Origin of the sequence: Salinarimonas rosea DSM 21201, from assembly GCF_000429045.1 — a bacterium.
Classification (GTDB): Bacteria; Pseudomonadota; Alphaproteobacteria; order Rhizobiales; family Beijerinckiaceae; genus Salinarimonas; species Salinarimonas rosea.
The window spans coordinates 122,340-138,745 of the sequence record NZ_AUBC01000010.1; the positions used below are offsets into that span (position 1 = coordinate 122,340).

General features: G+C 68.9%; 15 protein-coding genes. 7 read left to right on the forward strand and 8 right to left on the reverse strand.

Annotation, left to right across the window (positions count from 1 at the left end; genetic code table 11):
- The first annotated feature begins 127 nt into the window (after positions 1 to 127).
- From G407_RS0108325 to G407_RS30305, 4 genes are all read left to right on the forward strand, one after another.
- Positions 128 to 1,906 carry a glucan ABC transporter ATP-binding protein/ permease gene (locus G407_RS0108325; RefSeq protein ID WP_029030441.1) on the forward strand — a complete coding sequence of 593 codons (1,779 nt, stop codon included), beginning with the start codon at positions 128 to 130 and terminating at the stop codon, positions 1,904 to 1,906.
- A gap of 145 nt (positions 1,907 to 2,051) precedes the next feature.
- Positions 2,052 to 2,294 carry an LPS translocon maturation chaperone LptM gene (lptM, locus tag G407_RS0108330; RefSeq protein ID WP_156917514.1) on the forward strand — a complete coding sequence of 81 codons (243 nt, stop codon included), beginning with the start codon at positions 2,052 to 2,054 and terminating at the stop codon, positions 2,292 to 2,294.
- A 10-nt stretch (positions 2,295 to 2,304) separates the two neighbouring features.
- Entirely contained in the window at positions 2,305 to 3,573 is a 1,269-nt protein-coding gene (gene lysA, locus G407_RS0108335) for a diaminopimelate decarboxylase (RefSeq protein WP_029030443.1), read from the forward strand.
- Between the two features lie 63 nt (positions 3,574 to 3,636).
- Positions 3,637 to 4,110 carry a hypothetical protein gene (locus G407_RS30305; RefSeq protein WP_052341111.1) on the forward strand — a complete coding sequence of 158 codons (474 nt, stop codon included), beginning with the start codon at positions 3,637 to 3,639 and terminating at the stop codon, positions 4,108 to 4,110.
- 150 nt (positions 4,111 to 4,260) lie between these two features.
- Here the strand turns inward: G407_RS30305 and G407_RS0108345 are convergent, their stop codons facing one another.
- The 3 genes from G407_RS0108345 to G407_RS0108355 all read right to left on the reverse strand — a co-directional run bounded on the left by G407_RS0108345 (position 4,261) and on the right by G407_RS0108355 (position 6,584).
- A complete protein-coding gene (locus G407_RS0108345) occupies positions 4,261 to 5,808 on the reverse strand; it encodes a Do family serine endopeptidase (protein ID WP_029030444.1) in 1,548 nt (515 codons plus the stop codon).
- A 219-nt stretch (positions 5,809 to 6,027) separates the two neighbouring features.
- On the reverse strand, positions 6,028 to 6,255 hold the full coding sequence (locus G407_RS0108350; protein ID WP_029030445.1) for a hypothetical protein: 228 nt from the start codon (positions 6,253 to 6,255) through the stop codon (positions 6,028 to 6,030).
- An 11-nt stretch (positions 6,256 to 6,266) separates the two neighbouring features.
- A complete protein-coding gene (locus tag G407_RS0108355) occupies positions 6,267 to 6,584 on the reverse strand; it encodes a hypothetical protein (protein WP_029030446.1) in 318 nt (105 codons plus the stop codon).
- Positions 6,585 to 6,717: 133 nt separating this feature from the next.
- On the opposite strand from G407_RS0108355, the gene thrC reads away from it, so the two are divergent.
- Both thrC and G407_RS0108365 read left to right on the forward strand, forming a co-directional pair.
- Entirely contained in the window at positions 6,718 to 8,145 is a 1,428-nt protein-coding gene (gene thrC / locus G407_RS0108360) for a threonine synthase (protein WP_029030447.1), read from the forward strand.
- Positions 8,142 to 9,416 carry a M16 family metallopeptidase gene (locus G407_RS0108365; protein WP_029030448.1) on the forward strand — a complete coding sequence of 425 codons (1,275 nt, stop codon included), beginning with the start codon at positions 8,142 to 8,144 and terminating at the stop codon, positions 9,414 to 9,416. The genes thrC and G407_RS0108365 overlap by 4 nt, the downstream gene beginning before the upstream one ends.
- 29 nt (positions 9,417 to 9,445) lie before the next feature.
- Here the strand turns inward: G407_RS0108365 and G407_RS0108370 are convergent, their stop codons facing one another.
- Positions 9,446 to 9,886, reverse strand: a complete 441-nt coding sequence (locus tag G407_RS0108370; RefSeq protein WP_029030449.1) for a hypothetical protein — start codon at positions 9,884 to 9,886, stop codon at positions 9,446 to 9,448.
- 142 nt (positions 9,887 to 10,028) lie between these two features.
- Between G407_RS0108370 and G407_RS0108375 the strand changes: the two genes are divergently transcribed.
- Entirely contained in the window at positions 10,029 to 10,301 is a 273-nt protein-coding gene (locus G407_RS0108375) for a helix-turn-helix transcriptional regulator (protein WP_029030450.1), read from the forward strand.
- A 460-nt stretch (positions 10,302 to 10,761) separates the two neighbouring features.
- On the opposite strand, the gene G407_RS0108380 is transcribed toward G407_RS0108375, so the two are convergent.
- The 4 genes from G407_RS0108380 to uvrB form a co-directional block, all read right to left on the reverse strand.
- A complete protein-coding gene (locus G407_RS0108380) occupies positions 10,762 to 11,154 on the reverse strand; it encodes an endonuclease domain-containing protein (RefSeq protein ID WP_029030451.1) in 393 nt (130 codons plus the stop codon).
- A 334-nt stretch (positions 11,155 to 11,488) separates the two neighbouring features.
- Complete coding sequence (locus G407_RS31650; protein ID WP_169728771.1) at positions 11,489 to 13,141, reverse strand: hypothetical protein; 1,653 nt, start codon at positions 13,139 to 13,141, stop codon at positions 11,489 to 11,491.
- Positions 13,095 to 13,694 (reverse strand): hypothetical protein, encoded by a 600-nt coding sequence (locus G407_RS31655; RefSeq protein ID WP_156917516.1) that lies wholly within the window; start codon positions 13,692 to 13,694, stop codon positions 13,095 to 13,097. The genes G407_RS31650 and G407_RS31655 overlap by 47 nt, the downstream gene beginning before the upstream one ends.
- A gap of 1 nt (position 13,695) precedes the next feature.
- Positions 13,696 to 16,401, reverse strand: coding sequence for an excinuclease ABC subunit UvrB (gene uvrB, locus G407_RS0108390; RefSeq protein WP_043539268.1), 2,706 nt, complete (start codon positions 16,399 to 16,401; stop codon positions 13,696 to 13,698).
- Between the last annotated feature and the right edge of the window lie 5 nt (positions 16,402 to 16,406).

A 16,406-nucleotide genomic window follows, 5' to 3' on the forward strand; every position in this document is an offset into this window, starting at 1 on the left:
TCCGCATTGCAGCGAAGCTAAGGCCCACGTGCTGAAGAAATGGTTTAGCGGGGGGCGCGGGTGACGGGACGCGGCGCGCGCACTAGCTTCTCCAGCGCCGGCCCCGCCCGCGCGCACGGAACCCGCGATGCCGCTCTCCCGGATCCTGCTGTCGACGATCGCGCTCCTCGCCCCGGAGCGGCGGCTCGCCGTCACGCTCGCGCTCGCCAACGTGGCGCTCGCGGCCGCCGCGTTCGCAGAGCCGGTGCTGTTCGGGATGATCGTCGATCGCCTGGCGCGGGCGCAGGCGGAGGCCGATCCCGCGGCGGCGCTCGCGGGGCTCGGCCCGCTGCTCGCCGCCTGGGTCGGCTTCGGGTTGTTCACGATCGCGGCGGGAGTCCTCGTCGCGCTCCATGCCGACCGCCTCGCCCACCGCGGCCGGCTCGCCGCCATGGCGGAGGTCTTCGAGCATGCGCTCGCGCTGCCTCTCGCCTTTCACGCGGGGACGCATTCGGGCCGCGCGCTCAAGGTGATGATCGAGGGCGCCGGCGCCCTCTTCGCGCTGTGGCTGTCCTTCCTGCGCGACCAGGCGGCGGCGCTCGTCGCGGTGGCCGTGCTGCTGCCGCTGACGCTGTTCCTGAACTGGCGGCTGGGTCTCGTCCTCGTCGTCCTCGTGCTGGCGAGCGGGCTCCTCACGCACGCGGTGCTGCGCCGGACGGAGCGGATGCAGGGCACCGTCGAGGGCCACCATACGGCGCTCGCCGGCAATGCGTCGGACGCGCTCGGCAACGTCGCGGTCGTGCAGTCCTTCACCCGGATCGACGCCGAGGTGCGGCACATGCGCGCCGTCATGGCCGATCTCCTGGCCGCCCAGGCACCGGTGCTCTCCTGGTGGGCGCTCGCCTCCGTCGCGACGCGCTGCGCGGGGACGCTCACCGTCCTCGCCATCCTGCTGCTCGGCATCGCGCTCTTCCGCGAAGGGCTCGCGACGATCGGCGAGATCGTCTCCTTCGTCGCGCTGGCCACGATGCTGATCGGGCGGCTGGAGCAGCTCGTGTTCTTCGTCAACGGGCTCCTGCTCAACGCCCCCAAGATCGCCGAGCTGTTCGCCGTGCGCGACACGATCCCCGCCGTCGCCGAGCGCCCGGGCGCGCGCGATCCCGGCCGGCTCGCCGGCGCCGTCGCCTTCGAGGGCGTGTCCTATTCCTACGACGGCGAGCGCGCCGCCGTACGCGAGCTGACCTTCTCGGTCGCGCCCGGCGAGACCGTGGCCCTCGTCGGCGAGACCGGGTCGGGCAAGTCGACCGCCCTCGCGCTCCTCCACCGCGCCTTCGACCCGGACACGGGGCGCGTCCTGCTGGACGGGGTCGACGCGCGGGACTGGCAGCTCGAGGGGCTGCGGCGCAACATCGGCGTCGTCTTCCAGGAGCCGATGCTGTTCGCCCGCTCGCTGCGGGAGAACCTCCTCGTCGGCAAGCCGGACGCGCGCGACGACGAGCTCGTCGCCGCGCTGGAGCGCGCCCAGGCCGGCGGCTTCCTCGCCCGGCTGCCGCGCGGCCTCGACACCGAGATCGGCGAGCGCGGCCGCTCGCTGTCGGGCGGCGAGCGCCAGCGCATCGCGGTCGCCCGCGCGCTCCTGAAGGACCCGCCGATCCTCGTCCTCGACGAGGCGACGAGCGCGCTCGACGCCGTCACCGAGGCGCGCCTCAAGGAGGCGCTCGCCGAGGCGATGCGCGGGCGCACCGTCTTCGTCATCGCCCACCGCCTCGCCACCGTGCGCGACGCCGACCGCATCCTCGTCCTGCACGAGGGCCGCATCGTCGAGGACGGCTCCTACGAGGGCCTTCTCGCCGCGGGCGGCCGCTTCGCCCGTCTGGCCGCCTCCCAGCACCTGCTGCAGCGGCTCGAGGCCGATCCCGCCCTCTAGGGGCGGGGAATGCTGCCGAAGGCGGCTCGGGGCGGGGTCCGGAACCCTACGGCGCGTCGATTCCGAGACGCAGGCGGCCCATCCTCCCCTCTCGCCAGCCCGTGCGATCTGTGCTTTAGCTCGCGGCGACGAGCGGAGGTGTGCGATGCGTGCGAGTCGGGCGAGCGTTGGTGTCATCCTGGGTGTCGCGGCGGTGCTGGCGCTGTCCGCCTGCGGACGCCGCGGTTCGCTGGAGCCGCCGCCCGGCGCGGGTCCCGCCCCGCTCGCCGACGAGGCGCGCGTGCCCTCCGATCCGTTGACCGAGGTGCCCGTCGGCGGCCCGCGCGAGCCCGAGAGCGTCCCCGTCACGCAGCCGGACCGGCCGTTCCCCCTCGACTTTCTCCTCTGAAGGGCGCGTCATGCACCACTTCGCCTATCGCGACGGCGTCATGCACGCGGAGGACGTCTCGCTGGAGGCGATCGCGGCGCAGGTGGGCACGCCCTTCTACTGCTATTCCACGGCGACGCTCGAGCGCCACTACGACGTCTTCGCCTCCGCCTTCGCCGACATGGACGCGCTCGTCTGCTACGCGATGAAGGCCAACTCCAACCAGGCGGTGCTGCGCACGCTGGCGCGCCGCGGCGCGGGCATGGACATCGTCTCGGAGGGCGAGCTGCGCCGGGCGCTCGCCGCCGGCGTGCCCGGCAACCGCATCGTGTTCTCCGGCGTCGGCAAGACCCGCACCGAGATGGCGGCGGCGCTCGCGGCGGGCATCCTGTGCTTCAACGTCGAGAGCGAGCCCGAGCTCGAGGCGCTCTCCTCGGTGGCGACGGAGATGAGCATCGAGGCGCCGATCTCGATCCGCGTCAACCCGGACGTGGACGCGCGCACGCATGCCAAGATCTCGACGGGCAAGTTCGACAACAAGTTCGGCATCCCGATCTCCCGTGCCCGGGAGGTCTACGCCCGCGCCGCCGCGCTGCCGGGGATCGCGATCACCGGCGTCGACATGCACATCGGCAGCCAGATCACCGATCTCGCGCCTTTCGACAACGCCACCGCGCTGATGGCCGAGCTCGCCCGGGACCTGATGGCGCAGGGCCATCCGCTCCACCACATGGACCTCGGCGGCGGGCTCGGCGTGCCCTATCGCGAGGACGAGGAGCCGCCGCCGGCGCCCTCCGTGTTCGCGCAGACGATCAAGCGCCACACCAAGGATCTCGGCCTCCAGCTCCTGTTCGAGATCGGTCGCATGATCGCCGGCAACGCCGGCGTCCTCGTCTCGCGCGTGGTCTACGTGAAGGAGGGAGAGGGCAAGACCTTCGTCATCGTGGACGCGGCGATGAACGACCTCATCCGCCCGACGCTCTACGAGGCGCACCACGACATCAAGCCCCTGCGCCGGCCGGCGCCGGATGCGCCCCGGCGCGTGGTCGACGTGGTCGGGCCCGTCTGCGAGACCGGGGACTACCTCGCGCTGGGGCGGGCGCTGCCGGAGGTCGCCGCGGGCGACCTCGTGGCGATCATGACGGCGGGCGCCTACGGTGCGGTGCAGTCCTCCACCTACAACACCCGCCTCCTGGTGCCGGAGGTGCTCGTCGACGGCGCGCGCCACGCGGTCGTGCGCCCGCGCGAGCGCTACGAGGACCTGATCGGTCGCGACAGCGTGCCGGACTGGCTCGGCTGAACGCCGGGCGCGGCCCCGGCGTTTGCGTCTCGTGATCGACCAGAACCGAGACGAGGCGCCCCCATGCCGACGAACGAGCCTGCGAAGAAGCCTGCGAACGAGCCGTCCCCTCACCATGAGCCCGCGACCGGGCGGCGAGCGACCGCAGCGGACGCGACGGAGAAGCCGCCCACGCCCGACATGGTGCCGGACGCGTCCTCCGAGCGGATGACCGGGGATCACGCGCCCGTCGACGACGCCCGCCCCAACGCGGCGATGCTCAAGGCCGACGTGGATTCCGGCCGCACCGGAGACAAGAACGCGGTGTTCGACCCGGGCATGTCCATGCTCGGCACCGACGACGAGGTCGCCGGCACTCCCGCCTCTCCCGAGCGCATGCGCCTCGCCCGCGAGGAGCAGGCCCGCAATGCGCCGAAGGTGGACGCCCCCGCCCCGACGGACATCGCCCGCACCGGCGGCGGCCGGGTGGTCGGCGGGTTCGTGGCGTTGATCGTGCTGGTGGGGCTCGTGGTCGTGGTGGCGCTGCTGATGGCGTAGCCGATCCACAGGGCTCGGAGAGCTACGGAATTGGCCTCGGCGCCTCGCATGGGCCGCCACGACGTCCAGCCGGATCATGAACGAGAACGGCCGGCGCGCCCTCGCGGACGCACCGGCCATCGTCTCTCGAAAGCCCTCCCGCGGGGCCGATCAGCCGATCGGCAGGCGGAAGGCGATGAAGCGGGAGGCGCCGTCGCGCTCGACGCGCACCAGCACGGCCTCGCGCCCGGATTCCGCCGCTGCCGCGAGAGCCTCCTCGACGTCCTGCGGGTTCGCCACCGGCTCGCCACCGATCTCGGCGATCACGTCGCCCTCGGCGATGCCCTTCTCGAAGGCCGGCCCGTCGGGATCGACCTCGACCACGGCGACGCCCGCCATGTCGCCCTCGACGGGGGCGAGCTGGAGGCCGAGATCGTTGAACTCCTGCGCCTCCGGCTCGCGGGCCGCGGTGACGACCTCGTCCGTCGGCATCCGCCCGATCGTGACGTCCAGCGTCTGCCGCTCGCCGTCGCGGAAGATCACGACCTCGATCGTCTCGCCCGGGTCCATGAACGCGATCGTGCGCGACAGGTCGCGGGCGTCCTCGATGTCGTCGCCGGCCACCTCGAGCACGATGTCGCCGACCTCGAAGCCGGCCTCGGCGGCCGGGCTGTCCGGCGTGACCTGGCCGACGATGGCGCCCTGCGCCGTGTCGAGGCCGACGCCGGCGGCGATGTCCTCGTTCACCGGCTGGATCTGCACGCCGAGGAAGCCGCGCTCGACCTCGCCCGTCTCGCGCAGCTGCGCGACGATGCGCTGGACGGTCTCGGAGGGGATCGCGAAGGCGATGCCCACGTTGCCGCCCGTCGGCGAGGAAATCGCCGTGTTGACGCCGATCACCTGGCCGGACTGGTCGAAGGCCGGGCCACCCGAGTTGCCCTGGTTCACCGGCGCGTCGATCTGCAGGAAGTCGTCGTAGGGGCCCGCACCGATGTCGCGCCCGCGCGCCGAGACGATGCCCGCGGTAACGGTGCCGCCGAGCCCGAACGGGTTGCCGATCGCAACCACCCAGTCGCCGACGCGCGGCGCGGTGGGCGCGAACTCAACGTAGGCGAACGGATCGTCGCGCTCCTCGACCTTGAGCAGGGCGAGGTCGGTCTTCGGATCGAGGCCGACGATCTCCGCGTCGAGAGTCGTGCCGTCGTCCATCAGGACCTCGACGGTCTCGGCGCTCTCGACGACGTGGTTGTTCGTCACGAGGTAGCCGTCGCCGGAGATGAAGAAGCCTGATCCCTGGGCGCCGCGGCGCGGGGCCGGCCCGCGCGGCGCGAGGCCCTCGCCGCCGCCGCGGAAGCGCTCGAAGAACTCGTGCAGCGGGCTGTCCTCGGGGATGTCCATGCCCGGAGGCAGGCCGGGGATGCCGCGGCCCGTCGCCATCGCCGGCTCGTTGCCGAGGCGGGTGCGCACGGAGACGACCGCCGGGCGCACGCGCTCGACGACGTCGGCGAAGGAGGGAACGCGGGCGTCCGGCGTCTCGAGGGTCAGCGCACCGGAGGGCGCTTCCGCCTGCGTCTGGGCCTGCGCCGGCAGCGACGCCTGGAACGGGCCGGTGCCGAGGCCGGCGACGCCGAGGGCGCCGATGCCGACGGCGGCGAGGAGCGCGGTGCGCGTCGACGCGAACCGGCGGCTGGTGATGCGCTCGGGGGAGTTCGTGGTCATGGAACCTCTGTCTCTGCGCCGTGAAGCGATGCGGGAGGGCTCGTGCCCTCGCCTGTGCCTCGACGCGAACGTCGGGCCTCGCCGGTGGTTCTAGACGCGGGGCGATGTCGCGCCCCTTTCCCGGACATTAAGTCTCTGTAACGCGAGGCGGGACGGCCGAGCTCGCGCCCGGCCGTCCCGTGATCTCGTCGCGCGGCGTACGCCGCTCGGATGCGCCGCTCAGTGCGAACCCTGGTCGGACCGCCGCGCTCCGTGCGAGCGCGACAGCGCCGGCGCCTCGCCGCCATGGTCGAGCGCGCCGGACGGCGGGGCCTTCGGGCCGTCGTGGGGATGCATGCCCTCGTCGGCGGTCCGGTGCTCGGGGATGTCGGCGTGCGGATCGTTCCTGCGCTTCATCTCGAGCGCCTTCTTCGCCGCCTTCTGCTGCTCGGTCTCGTGCTCTGCCATGATGCTCGTCCTCAGCGCTTGCGCGTTGCCGGCTCGCCGGTGATCGTCCGCTCGACCTCGGAGAGGTCGGAGACGTGCTCGTGGCCCATGCGGGTATCGGCGTGGCCGTGGCCGTGCTGGCGCGGGTCGTTGTCGGAGCCCGGACGGCCGGGGTCCGCGCCCCGGTCCGCCGCATAGTCCTCGGGCGGGTGGCCGTGATGCTCGCCGAACGTCTCGGGCGTGGTCGAGGGCTGGCGCGTGAGCGGGCTCTGCTTGGGTGCGTGGCCCATCTCCTGGTTCCGCTTGAGCGCGGCGCGCGCCTTCTCCTCCTCGGAGCGGGGGTCGTGCATGGGATCCTCCCGTGATCGTGTCCGTCGCGAGAGCAACGCGGCGCGAATGCCCCACGTTCCGCGGCGCGCCCCGCTTGTCCCGGGCCGGCGCTCCCCCTATGGTCCGCCGCGTTCGACGAAGGACGACACCGACGTGCGCCACATCTCCACCCGCGGCGAGGCCCCCGCCATCGGCTTCACCGACGCGCTGCTCACCGGGCTCGCGCGCGACGGCGGTCTCTACGTGCCGGAGGCCTACCCGACCCTGCCGCCCGAGGCGATCGCCGGCTTTTCGGGCCTGTCCTTCGCGCAGACCGCCCAGCGCGTTCTCGGCGCGCTCGTCGAGGGCGAGATCGAGACGCCGGCGCTCGATGCGATGATCGAGGACGCCTATGCGTCCTTCCGCCATCCGGCGACCTGCCCGCTCGTCCAGATCGACGACAATCTCTTCGTGCTGGAGCTCTTCCACGGCCCGACGCTCGCCTTCAAGGACGTGGCGATGCAGCTGCTCGGGCGGCTGATGGACCACGTGCTCGAGGCGCGCGGCCAGCGCGCCACCATCGTCGGCGCGACCTCCGGCGACACCGGCTCCGCCGCCGTCGACGCCTTCTCCGGCCTCGACCAGGTCGACGTCTTCATCCTGTTCCCGCAGGGGCGCGTCTCCGAGGTCCAGCGCCGCCAGATGACCACGGTCGCGGCGCCGAACGTCCACGCGGTGGCGCTGGAAGGCACGTTCGACGATTGCCAGGCCATCGTTAAGGGGATGTTCAACCACGCCCGCTTCCGCGACGACCTGCTCTTGTCGGGCGTGAACTCGATCAACTGGGCGCGCGTCGCGGCGCAGGCGACCTACTACTTCACCTCCGCCGTGTCGCTGGGCGGGCCGCATCGGCCGATCTCCTACGCGGTCCCCACCGGCAATTTCGGCGACATCCTCGCCGGCGACATCGCCCGGCGCATGGGCCTGCCGATCGGGGAGCTGGTGATCGCCTCGAACGCCAACGACATCCTGCCGCGCACCCTGGAGACGGGGTCCTACACCGTCACGGGCGTGACGCCGACGACCTCGCCGTCGATGGACATCCAGGTCTCGTCGAACTTCGAGCGGCTGCTGTTCGAGCTGCACGACCGCGACGGCGCCGCGATCCGCGGGCTGATGGGGCAGCTCGCGCAAGGCGGAGCCTTCGCCATCGCCGAGGAGCCGCTCGCGCGCCTGCGCCGGAGCTTCTCGGCGCGCGCCGTGCCGGAGGACGCGGTCTCGGCCGAAATCGCGCGCACCCGGCGCGAGGCCGGCTACCTGCTCGATCCGCATACCGCGATCGGCGTCGCCGCCGGGCGCGCGGCGCTCGCCCGCGATCCCGGGGTGCCGATGGTCGCGCTCGCCACAGCGCACCCCGCCAAGTTCCCCGACGCGGTGGAGGCCGCCTGCGGCGTGCGTCCGCCGCTGCCGCCGCACCTCGCCGACCTCTACGACCGCCCCGAGCGCTTCGAGGTGCAGCCGAACGACCAGGGCGCCATCGAGCGCTTCATCCGCGCCCGCTCGCGCATCCCCGGAGCACGGGCCTCCGGAGCGCGGGCATGAGCCTGCCCTCGCAGGAGCACCGCGAGACGCGGCTCGCCAACGGTCTCGTCGTCGTCACCGAGGCGATGCCGCACGTCGCCACCGTGGCGCTCGGCGTCTGGATCGGCGCCGGCGCCCGCGACGAGGCCGAGGACGAGCACGGCCTCTCGCACCTGCTCGAGCACATGGCCTTCAAGGGCACGGCGCGCCGCTCGGCGCAGGCCATCGCCGAGGACATCGAGAACGTCGGCGGCGACATCAACGCCGCCACCTCCGTCGAGTACACCTGCTACACGGCCCGGGTGCTCGGCGAGGACGTCGGGCTCGCGCTCGACGTGCTCGGCGACATCCTCACGGCGTCGAGCTTCGACCCGACCGAGCTCGAGCGCGAGCGCGGGGTGATCCTCCAGGAGATCGCCGCCGTCGAGGACACGCCCGACGACCTCGTCGGCGACCTCTTCGTCGAGACCGCCTTCCCGGGCCAGCCGCTCGGGCGGCCGATCCTCGGCCGGCCGGAGACGGTCTCGGCGTTCACGCCGGACGGGATCCGCGCCTTCGTCGAGCGGCACTACCGCCCCGGCCGCATGGTGATCGCCGCCGCCGGCGCGGTCGAGCACGAGGCCGTGGTCGACGCCGCGCACCGCTTCTTCGGCGCGATGCCCGAGGGTGCCGGGCCCGACGCGCCGGCGGCGAGCTATCGCGGCGGCGAGACGCGGCTGAAGCGCAAGCACGAGCAGGTCAACCTGATGCTCGGCCTGCCCGGCCGCTCGTTCCGGGCGCGGGACTACTACGCCACGCAGCTCTTCGCGCAGGTGCTCGGCGGCTCGATCTCCTCGCGGCTGTGGCAGGAGGTGCGCGAGAAGCGCGGCCTCGCCTACTCGGTCGACGCCTTCCACTGGCCCTTCTCCGACACCGGCGTGTTCGGCATCGCCGCCGGCGTCGCCGAGGAGGACGCCGCCGCCTTCGCCGAGGTCGCCGTCGACACCCTGCGCGAGACCGCGGCGACGCTCACCGAGGCCGAGCTCGCCCGCGCCAAGGCGCAGGTGAAGGTGGGCCTCCTCGCCGCGCTGGAGACGCCCGGCGGGCGCATCGAGCGCCTCGCCCGCCAGATGCTGGCCTGGGGCCGGATCGTGCCGATGCACGAGCTCGTCGCCCGCGTCGAGGCGGTCGACGTCGCCGCCGCCCGCGCCGCCGGCACGGCGCTGCTCGAGGGCGCGCCGACGCTCGCCGCCATCGGCCCGCTGAAGACGCTCCCGCCCCTCGGCACGATCGCGGCGCGGCTGCGGGGGTGAGGGCTGGGGGGCTGGGGGCTGGGGGCGCTTCACCCCGGCGCGAGCCGCCGGGGCATCCAGAACTCGGACACGGCGGCGGGGAGGGACGCCTCGCGCTCCAGCGCCCGGCGGGCGGTCCAGAGGTGGCGCACGAGACGCTCGAGGGCAGGGGCGGGCGCATCGTCGGACACGGCGAGGATCTCCGCCTCGCCCGCGGCCAGCACGAGGGCGAGCAGCGCCCCCTCCCGCGACCCGGCCGGAAGGCCGGCCGCCCGCTCCGCCAGCCGATCGAGCGCCTCCCCCAGCGCATCCATCTCCCGATCCGCCGCCGCCCGCACCCGCGGATCGGCCGCCTCCCGCGCGAGCCGGTCGCACGCCTGATGCCGCCCGATCATCCCCTCCGCCTCCCGGGCGAGGGCGGCGAGCGGGCAGGAGGCTGCGCGCGAGAGCGGGGACGGCGTGGGGGACGGCTGGAGCGGGGAGGGGTGCATGGCGGGCTCCGGACGGGCGCGCGGGCGGGCCCGCGCAGGGGGTGCGCACGGGGGTGGCGGGGGTGATGTGGGACCTTTAGTATCAGCCAGGCCATCGGCCCGAGTCAAGACTTAAAGTGACATCCGTATCCGAAAGTGCCCGATGGCCGCCAAGCCGCCCCGCCTCACCTCCGAGCAGGTCCGCGCCGCCCGCGGCCTGCTGGGCTGGACCCAGGCCCAGCTCGCCGACGCTGCCGAGATCTCGGTGCAGACGATCAAGCGCCTGGAGGCGAAGTCGGGCCCGCTGGGAGGCTACGCCGTCACCGCCACGGCGATCCGCCGCGCCTTCGAGGACGCGGGGGTGGTGTTCATCGAGGCGAACGGCGGCGGGGTTGGGGTGCGCTTCCGCGAGCCACCCCTTTCTCCTTCCCTGTAGGGGAAGGTGGATCGCCGCGAAGCGGCGAGACGGATGGGGCGCGCGGCACGCGCGTTCGGCGTAGCCGAAATGCCCCGCTGGAGCCGGACGCGTCGGCTTCCGCTTCGCGGAACGCGTCGCTTCGCGCCGCGCCCCATCCGTCACCGGCTTCGCCGGCGCCACCTTCCCCTACGGGGAAGGAGATCGCGCGCCACGCGCGGCTCGTCCATCCTGCCGGCGTACGGCCCCCGCCAATGCCTTCGCCCCAGGAAGGAAGGAGGCATCGGCGCCGCGCCTTCTCCTTCCCTGTAGGGGAAGGTGGCTCGGCGCGCAGCGCCGAGACGGATGGGGCACGCCGCAGGCGTGTTCGGCGAAGCCGAAATGCCCCGCCGGAGCCGGACACCGTGGGCTTCCGCTTCGCGGAACGCGTCGCTACGCGCCGCGCCCCATCCGTCACCGGCTTCGCCGGCGCCACCTTCCCCTACAGGGAAGGAGAGGCGCGGGGCTCGGTGAGGCGGGCGAAGATCGTGTCCATGACGCTGTCGAGCTCAAGGTCGACCTGATGGTTCCAGAAGCGCAACACCAAAAACCCGCGCTCCGCCAGCCGGGCGTCCCGCAGCCCGTCCCCGGCGAGATGCGCGTCGAACCCGTGCTGCGCGCCGTCCACCTCGACGACGAGGCGCGCCTTGAGGCAGGCGAAGTCGACGACGTAGGGGCCGATGGGCACCTGCCGCCGGAACGTGAAGCCCGCCGGGCGCAGGCGGCGCAGCGCGACCCAGAGCCTCGCCTCCTGCCGCGTCATGCGCTTGCGCTGCGCGCGTGCGACCTGCACGGGGACGGCCGTGCGGGGGCGCTTGTGGTGGCCGCTGCTCATCGTCTGCCATCCCTTCCGAACGAACCACGAACAGACTGGACCGTCTCGAGCCGCCGGTGCATCCGGAAGACTGCGGGTGTACGAAGATACAGGCACGGGTAGAAACAGCCGCCCTCCTTCCCTGCAGGGGAAGGCAGCCGAGACCGATGGGGCGCACGAAACGCGCGCTCGGCGAACCGGAAAGGGTCCGCCACTGCAATTCGCGGACGATGGAGGGTGAAGGTCGGGGTAATTAGAAGAGGCAATATGAGGCGACGAGCGGTGCGGCTCTAGATGACTAGGCACTGTTTTTCGTAAAGAGCGGCAAACACCCCACAAACCTAAGGTCAGCCAACTACTTCAAACGACGCCTTCTTGGACCGTACCAACATTTTCCGTATACGTCGTCTAGCCATAAGACGATGCTTTCGTTCGCTCGGTGCGGTGCAAAGACTAAATACAGGGCAGCGAGCCAAGGCCGCTGAATTAGAGCCGAGGGGATGAGAGGCTCTGGCGCCTTCTCAACAATATCGAGCAAAGACGTCCAGGTCTGTGGAACAGGTGTGATTATCGTTCTTTCTTCAGACAATTCGCATCGATGAAATCCAAAAAGTGATGCACGGGGAAGAAGCGCTTCCATTCTCAAGATCTTACTTACCTCTGACCATATGTATTTAACGCTTTGTTTCCAATTTCTTTTTGTAAGTAGAAGCGTCATCACATATGGAAATTGAGCCATGCTTTCTCGTTCATCATGTTCAATCGGAGAGGATAAATGAAGGTAATGGCGATACTGCCACCTCACCACCTCTTCAAGACTATAATAGCTAGCAGGCAACTTACCTTGGTGCGATTTTTGTATAAGTGCACGGGTCACCGCATATAGGATCCTATCAGGATCACGATCGCCACGGATATGCTCCTGCGCCCAGAAAATCAGTAGGTAAGCGGGAATTATACCTTCCCAAGATACGAAAGGATATCGCGTATCCCGTCTCAGCATCGAGACGATGTCTTCATTGATATCTTTCCCATCGAAAGCTAAGAAACACGCTGCAAGCAACGACAAAACCATCACCTTCCTCTCATTCGCAAACGCAAATTCATCAGCTACAAAACTATCGATCATTGGCTGATCCTTGTAGTTTTTAGCAATTCCGCTAGAGAAATATAAAATCTCCTCTCTTAGATCTGATATAATCAAATCAAGAAACTCAATATGCTTACGTGTTTTCAGATCAAATTCTTCTAAATATCCAGTAACTAATACAGCAAAGATAGTCTTTACCTTTATAGTCTCAAAAAGATTTCCTTCTTTCTGATGCTGTGCTATCATAACATTTATTAAAGTCATAAGGCCAGACAGCTTCTCCAGAGTAGCGGGAACTGAAAGCTTTCTTTGATCATCGTCGGCCTCCCACTTCAACGTCTGTAAGAATAATGCCTGAAGGTCAGAATGTTCAATGATTTCGGTTCCAGAATAGGTTGCCGCCTTCAATGCTATGATCTGGGCTGAGATATCCGCCGGCCAAGCAACAACAAAAGCTTCAAGAAAGAACTTTACCAAGTTGCCACGACTCCAAAGTTCAATTGGCTGTGCGCCAGGAGCTGTAGGAATACTTTGACTGTTAAAGCTATCTACAAATGCGCGTACACTCTCCTCTATTTCGCCGTTTGTAACCAGCACAGGCTTATGATTGAGATTGTGCGGATTCAAAGATCTACCAACGCGCGAAAATGCGAGCTGGTTAATCTGTGGAACTAATTCAAACCACTGGCTAGGCGTTAGTCGACTTCCCGGATTTCCCTTGAGCTGGAACGCGACAAGTTCACCGACCGGCGATAAAGCAATTACATCCTTTCCTTGTTCCATCGGATTATGGCTGGTATTGTGGAGTACCGTGTAACCATGAAAAAATAGGGCGCTCACAAACGCGGACTGGTAAGCGCGTTCGTTCGCTCTATCCAACCAGAATTCGGTCCATTTCGCGAGATCTAAATTGCTCATATTTCTTCCGTATCAGCTCTCTGTGTCGACGTTTGAGGTCGGGGTCGTTTTGAAAAGCCTCATCGATTTTGCGAAGATGAGGCTCCATATCCGGATGCGTCAGTAGCACGAGGTCTGGTGTCAACTCTCCCTTGTTAAAGCTCATCTCCATGCTGTCAAGGGTTCTTAACACTGCCTCAGGATCGAGTTTGCCGGAAACAATGTTCCCGCTCCGTTCCGTGGCCGCGTTGAGCGTCTCAACGAGGCCTCTTGTCTGCGCACTTCTAAACTGCTCAGCCATGCTTTGGATCAATAAACCAAGCGCCTTCACGTCGAAACGTTCTATCTCTTCATAGGTCAACGTTGTCTCCGCGGATGCAAGAGACATAAGGGTCTCATCGATTTCACCTTGTTCGCGTTGGATACTATTTTTCTGTCCCTCGTGAACGACATGTGATCTAACGTGAGAAAAAACAGAACCGCGTTTTACAGCTTCTTTCAGGTGTCGTTGAAAAGAAACGCTAAAGTCGTTTTGCAACCGCGTGAATGGCGGTAACTTGACATCGCCTCTCATATCACCCCCTCTTCCCCTTCCGCCCCCTGTACTTCGGCGCCTGCCCCGGCCGCCCCTCCATGCTCCGCCCCGCGGGCCGCACATACGCCCCGGCCCCCAGCGGCGTCTCGCGGTCCGTCCCCGGCCCCATCTCCCCCGGCACCGGCTTCGCCACCCGCGAGCCGCCGCGCGGCCGCCCCCCGCGCGCGTCCCCCGCGCCGTAGCGCCCGGCGACAGCCTCCACCTCGCCCTGCCGGGCCATCGGGTCGTCGCCGATCATCAGCTCCGTCTCCTGCAGGCGCTTGAGCTCGTCGCGCAGCCGGGCGGCTTCCTCGAACTCCAGGTTGGCGGCGGCCTCGCGCATGCGCTTTTCCAAATCCGCCGTGATGGCCTTCAAATTATGCCCGACGGTGCGGCCGGCGTCGGCCAGGCCCGTGTCCACCCGCACGTGGTCGCGCTCGTAGACGCTCTCCAGGATGTCGCCGATGGCGCGCTTGACGCTCTCCGGGGTGATGCCGTGCTCCGCGTTGTAGGCGAGCTGCTTCTCGCGGCGGCGCTCGGTCTCCGCCATGGCGCGCTCCATGGAGCCGGTGACGCGGTCCGCATACAAGAGGCAGCGGCCGTCGACGTTGCGGGCGGCGCGGCCGATGGTCTGGATCAGCGAGGTCTCGGAGCGCAGGAAGCCCTCCTTGTCCGCGTCGAGGATCGCCACCAGCGCGCATTCGGGGATGTCGAGGCCCTCGCGCAGCAGGTTGATGCCCACCAGCACGTCGAAGGCGCCCAGCCGCAGGTCGCGGATGATCTCGATGCGCTCCAGCGTGTCGATGTCCGAGTGCATGTAGCGCACCCGGACCCCGTTCTCGTGCAGGTACTCGGTGAGGTCCTCGGCCATGCGCTTGGTGAGAACCGTCGCCAGCGTCCGGTATCCCCTGCGTGCCGTGTCCTTCACCTCGCCGAGCAGGTCGTCCACCTGCGTCTTGGCGGGGCGCACCTCGACCACCGGGTCGACCAGGCCGGTGGGGCGGATCACCTGCTCGACGAAGACGCCGCCGGTGCGCTCCATCTCCCAGCCGCCGGGGGTGGCGGAGACGTGCACCGATTGCGGGCGCATGGCGTCCCACTCCTCGAAGCGCATCGGGCGATTGTCCATGCAGGACGGCAGGCGGAAGCCGTACTCCGCCAGCGTCGCCTTGCGGCGGAAGTCGCCGCGATACATGCCGCCGATCTGCGGGATGGTGACGTGGCTCTCGTCGGCGAAGACGATGGCGTTGTCCGGCAGGTACTCGAACAGGGTCGGCGGCGGCTCGCCGGGGCGGCGGCCGGTGAGGTAGCGCGAGTAGTTCTCGATGCCGTTGCAGGCGCCGGTGGCCTCGATCATCTCCAGGTCGAACTGCGTGCGCTGCTCCAGCCGCTGCGCCTCCAGCAGGCGGCCCATCTTGGTGAGCTCGTCGAGCCGCTGCTTCAGCTCGGTCTTGATGCCCTTGATCGCCTGCTGCAGCGTCGGGCGCGGGGTGACGTAGTGCGAGTTGGCGTAGATCTTCACCGCCTCGAGGTCGGCGGTCTTCTGGCCGGTGAGCGGGTCGAACTCCTGGATGGTCTCGACCTCGTCGCCGAACAGCCCGATGCGCCAGCCGCGGTCCTCGAGGTGGGCCGGGAACAGCTCGATGACGTCGCCGCGCACGCGGAACGTGCCGCGGGTGAAGTCGGACTGGATGCGCTTGTACTGCAGCGCCACGAGGTCGGCGATCAGCTGGCGCTGCTCGACGCGCTCGCCCGCCTTCACGCTGAAGGACATGGCGGTGTAGGTCTCCACCGAGCCGATGCCGTAGATGCACGAGACGGAGGCGACGATGATGACGTCGTCGCGCTCGAGCAGGGCGCGCGTGGCCGAGTGGCGCATGCGGTCGATCTGCTCGTTGATGGAGCTCTCCTTCTCGATGAACGTGTCCGAGCGCGGGACGTAGGCCTCCGGCTGGTAGTAGTCGTAGTAGGAGACGAAGTACTCTACCGCATTGTCCGGGAAGAAGGACTTGAACTCCCCGTAGAGCTGTGCGGCGAGCGTCTTGTTCGGCGCCAGGATCAGCGCGGGGCGCTGGGTCTCCTCGATCACCTTGGCCATGGTGAAGGTCTTGCCCGAGCCGGTGACGCCGAGCAGCACCTGGTCGCGCTCCTGCGCCTCGACGCCGGCGACGAGCTCCTTGATGGCTGCCGGCTGGTCGCCGGCGGGCTGGAAGTCGGACTTCATCACGAAGCGCCGTCCGCCCTCGGACTTCTCCGGCCGGGCGGGGCGGTGTGGGGTCCACAATTCGCCGTTCTTGAACAGCGGGTTGCCGGAGGTGAGCAGGTCCTCCAGCGCCTTCACGGTGGCGGAAACGCCGCCCTCGACCAGGTCCTCCGGCGGGGGCAGCTCGGAGGGCTTCTTCGGCCGCTTGCGGGGCGGGCCGCCGGGCCGCTCGGCGAGGTCGCGCGCCTCCGGCGCGGCGAGGTCGGGGTCGAGCGCGCCGACGAAGCCGGTCTCGAAGCCGCGCTGCGGCGCCTCGGCGAAGCCGGTCACACCGCCGCCGTCGCCGCCCTTCTTCCTGCTGAGGGCGGGATTCAGCAGCTCGGCCAGGTGCTCGTCGAGCGGCTTCAGCTCCGGCCGCTGCGCCTTCGGTCGCGCGCCCTTGCGCGCGGGCGCGCCCGAATCGGAGGTGGGCTGGTTCGGGGAGCTTTTCGGGGATTTCGCCATGCCCG

Excerpts from the sequence above, each read along its gene's own strand:
- G407_RS31655 (WP_156917516.1), bottom strand. The coding sequence starts at position 13,694 with ATGAGAGGCGATGTCAAGTTACCGCCATTCACGCGGTTGCAAAACGAC.
- G407_RS30305 (WP_052341111.1), top strand. The coding sequence starts at position 3,637 with ATGCCGACGAACGAGCCTGCGAAGAAGCCTGCGAACGAGCCGTCCCCT.
- G407_RS0108370 (WP_029030449.1), bottom strand. The coding sequence starts at position 9,886 with ATGCACCCCTCCCCGCTCCAGCCGTCCCCCACGCCGTCCCCGCTCTCG.
- uvrB (WP_043539268.1), bottom strand. The coding sequence starts at position 16,401 with ATGGCGAAATCCCCGAAAAGCTCCCCGAACCAGCCCACCTCCGATTCG.
- G407_RS0108350 (WP_029030445.1), bottom strand. The coding sequence starts at position 6,255 with ATGGCAGAGCACGAGACCGAGCAGCAGAAGGCGGCGAAGAAGGCGCTC.
- G407_RS0108355 (WP_029030446.1), bottom strand. The coding sequence starts at position 6,584 with ATGCACGACCCCCGCTCCGAGGAGGAGAAGGCGCGCGCCGCGCTCAAG.
- G407_RS0108345 (WP_029030444.1), bottom strand. The coding sequence starts at position 5,808 with ATGACCACGAACTCCCCCGAGCGCATCACCAGCCGCCGGTTCGCGTCG.
- G407_RS31650 (WP_169728771.1), bottom strand. The coding sequence starts at position 13,141 with ATGAGCAATTTAGATCTCGCGAAATGGACCGAATTCTGGTTGGATAGA.
- G407_RS0108375 (WP_029030450.1), top strand. The coding sequence starts at position 10,029 with ATGGCCGCCAAGCCGCCCCGCCTCACCTCCGAGCAGGTCCGCGCCGCC.
- lysA (WP_029030443.1), top strand. The coding sequence starts at position 2,305 with ATGCACCACTTCGCCTATCGCGACGGCGTCATGCACGCGGAGGACGTC.
- lptM (WP_156917514.1), top strand. The coding sequence starts at position 2,052 with ATGCGTGCGAGTCGGGCGAGCGTTGGTGTCATCCTGGGTGTCGCGGCG.
- G407_RS0108325 (WP_029030441.1), top strand. The coding sequence starts at position 128 with ATGCCGCTCTCCCGGATCCTGCTGTCGACGATCGCGCTCCTCGCCCCG.
- G407_RS0108365 (WP_029030448.1), top strand. The coding sequence starts at position 8,142 with ATGAGCCTGCCCTCGCAGGAGCACCGCGAGACGCGGCTCGCCAACGGT.
- G407_RS0108380 (WP_029030451.1), bottom strand. The coding sequence starts at position 11,154 with ATGAGCAGCGGCCACCACAAGCGCCCCCGCACGGCCGTCCCCGTGCAG.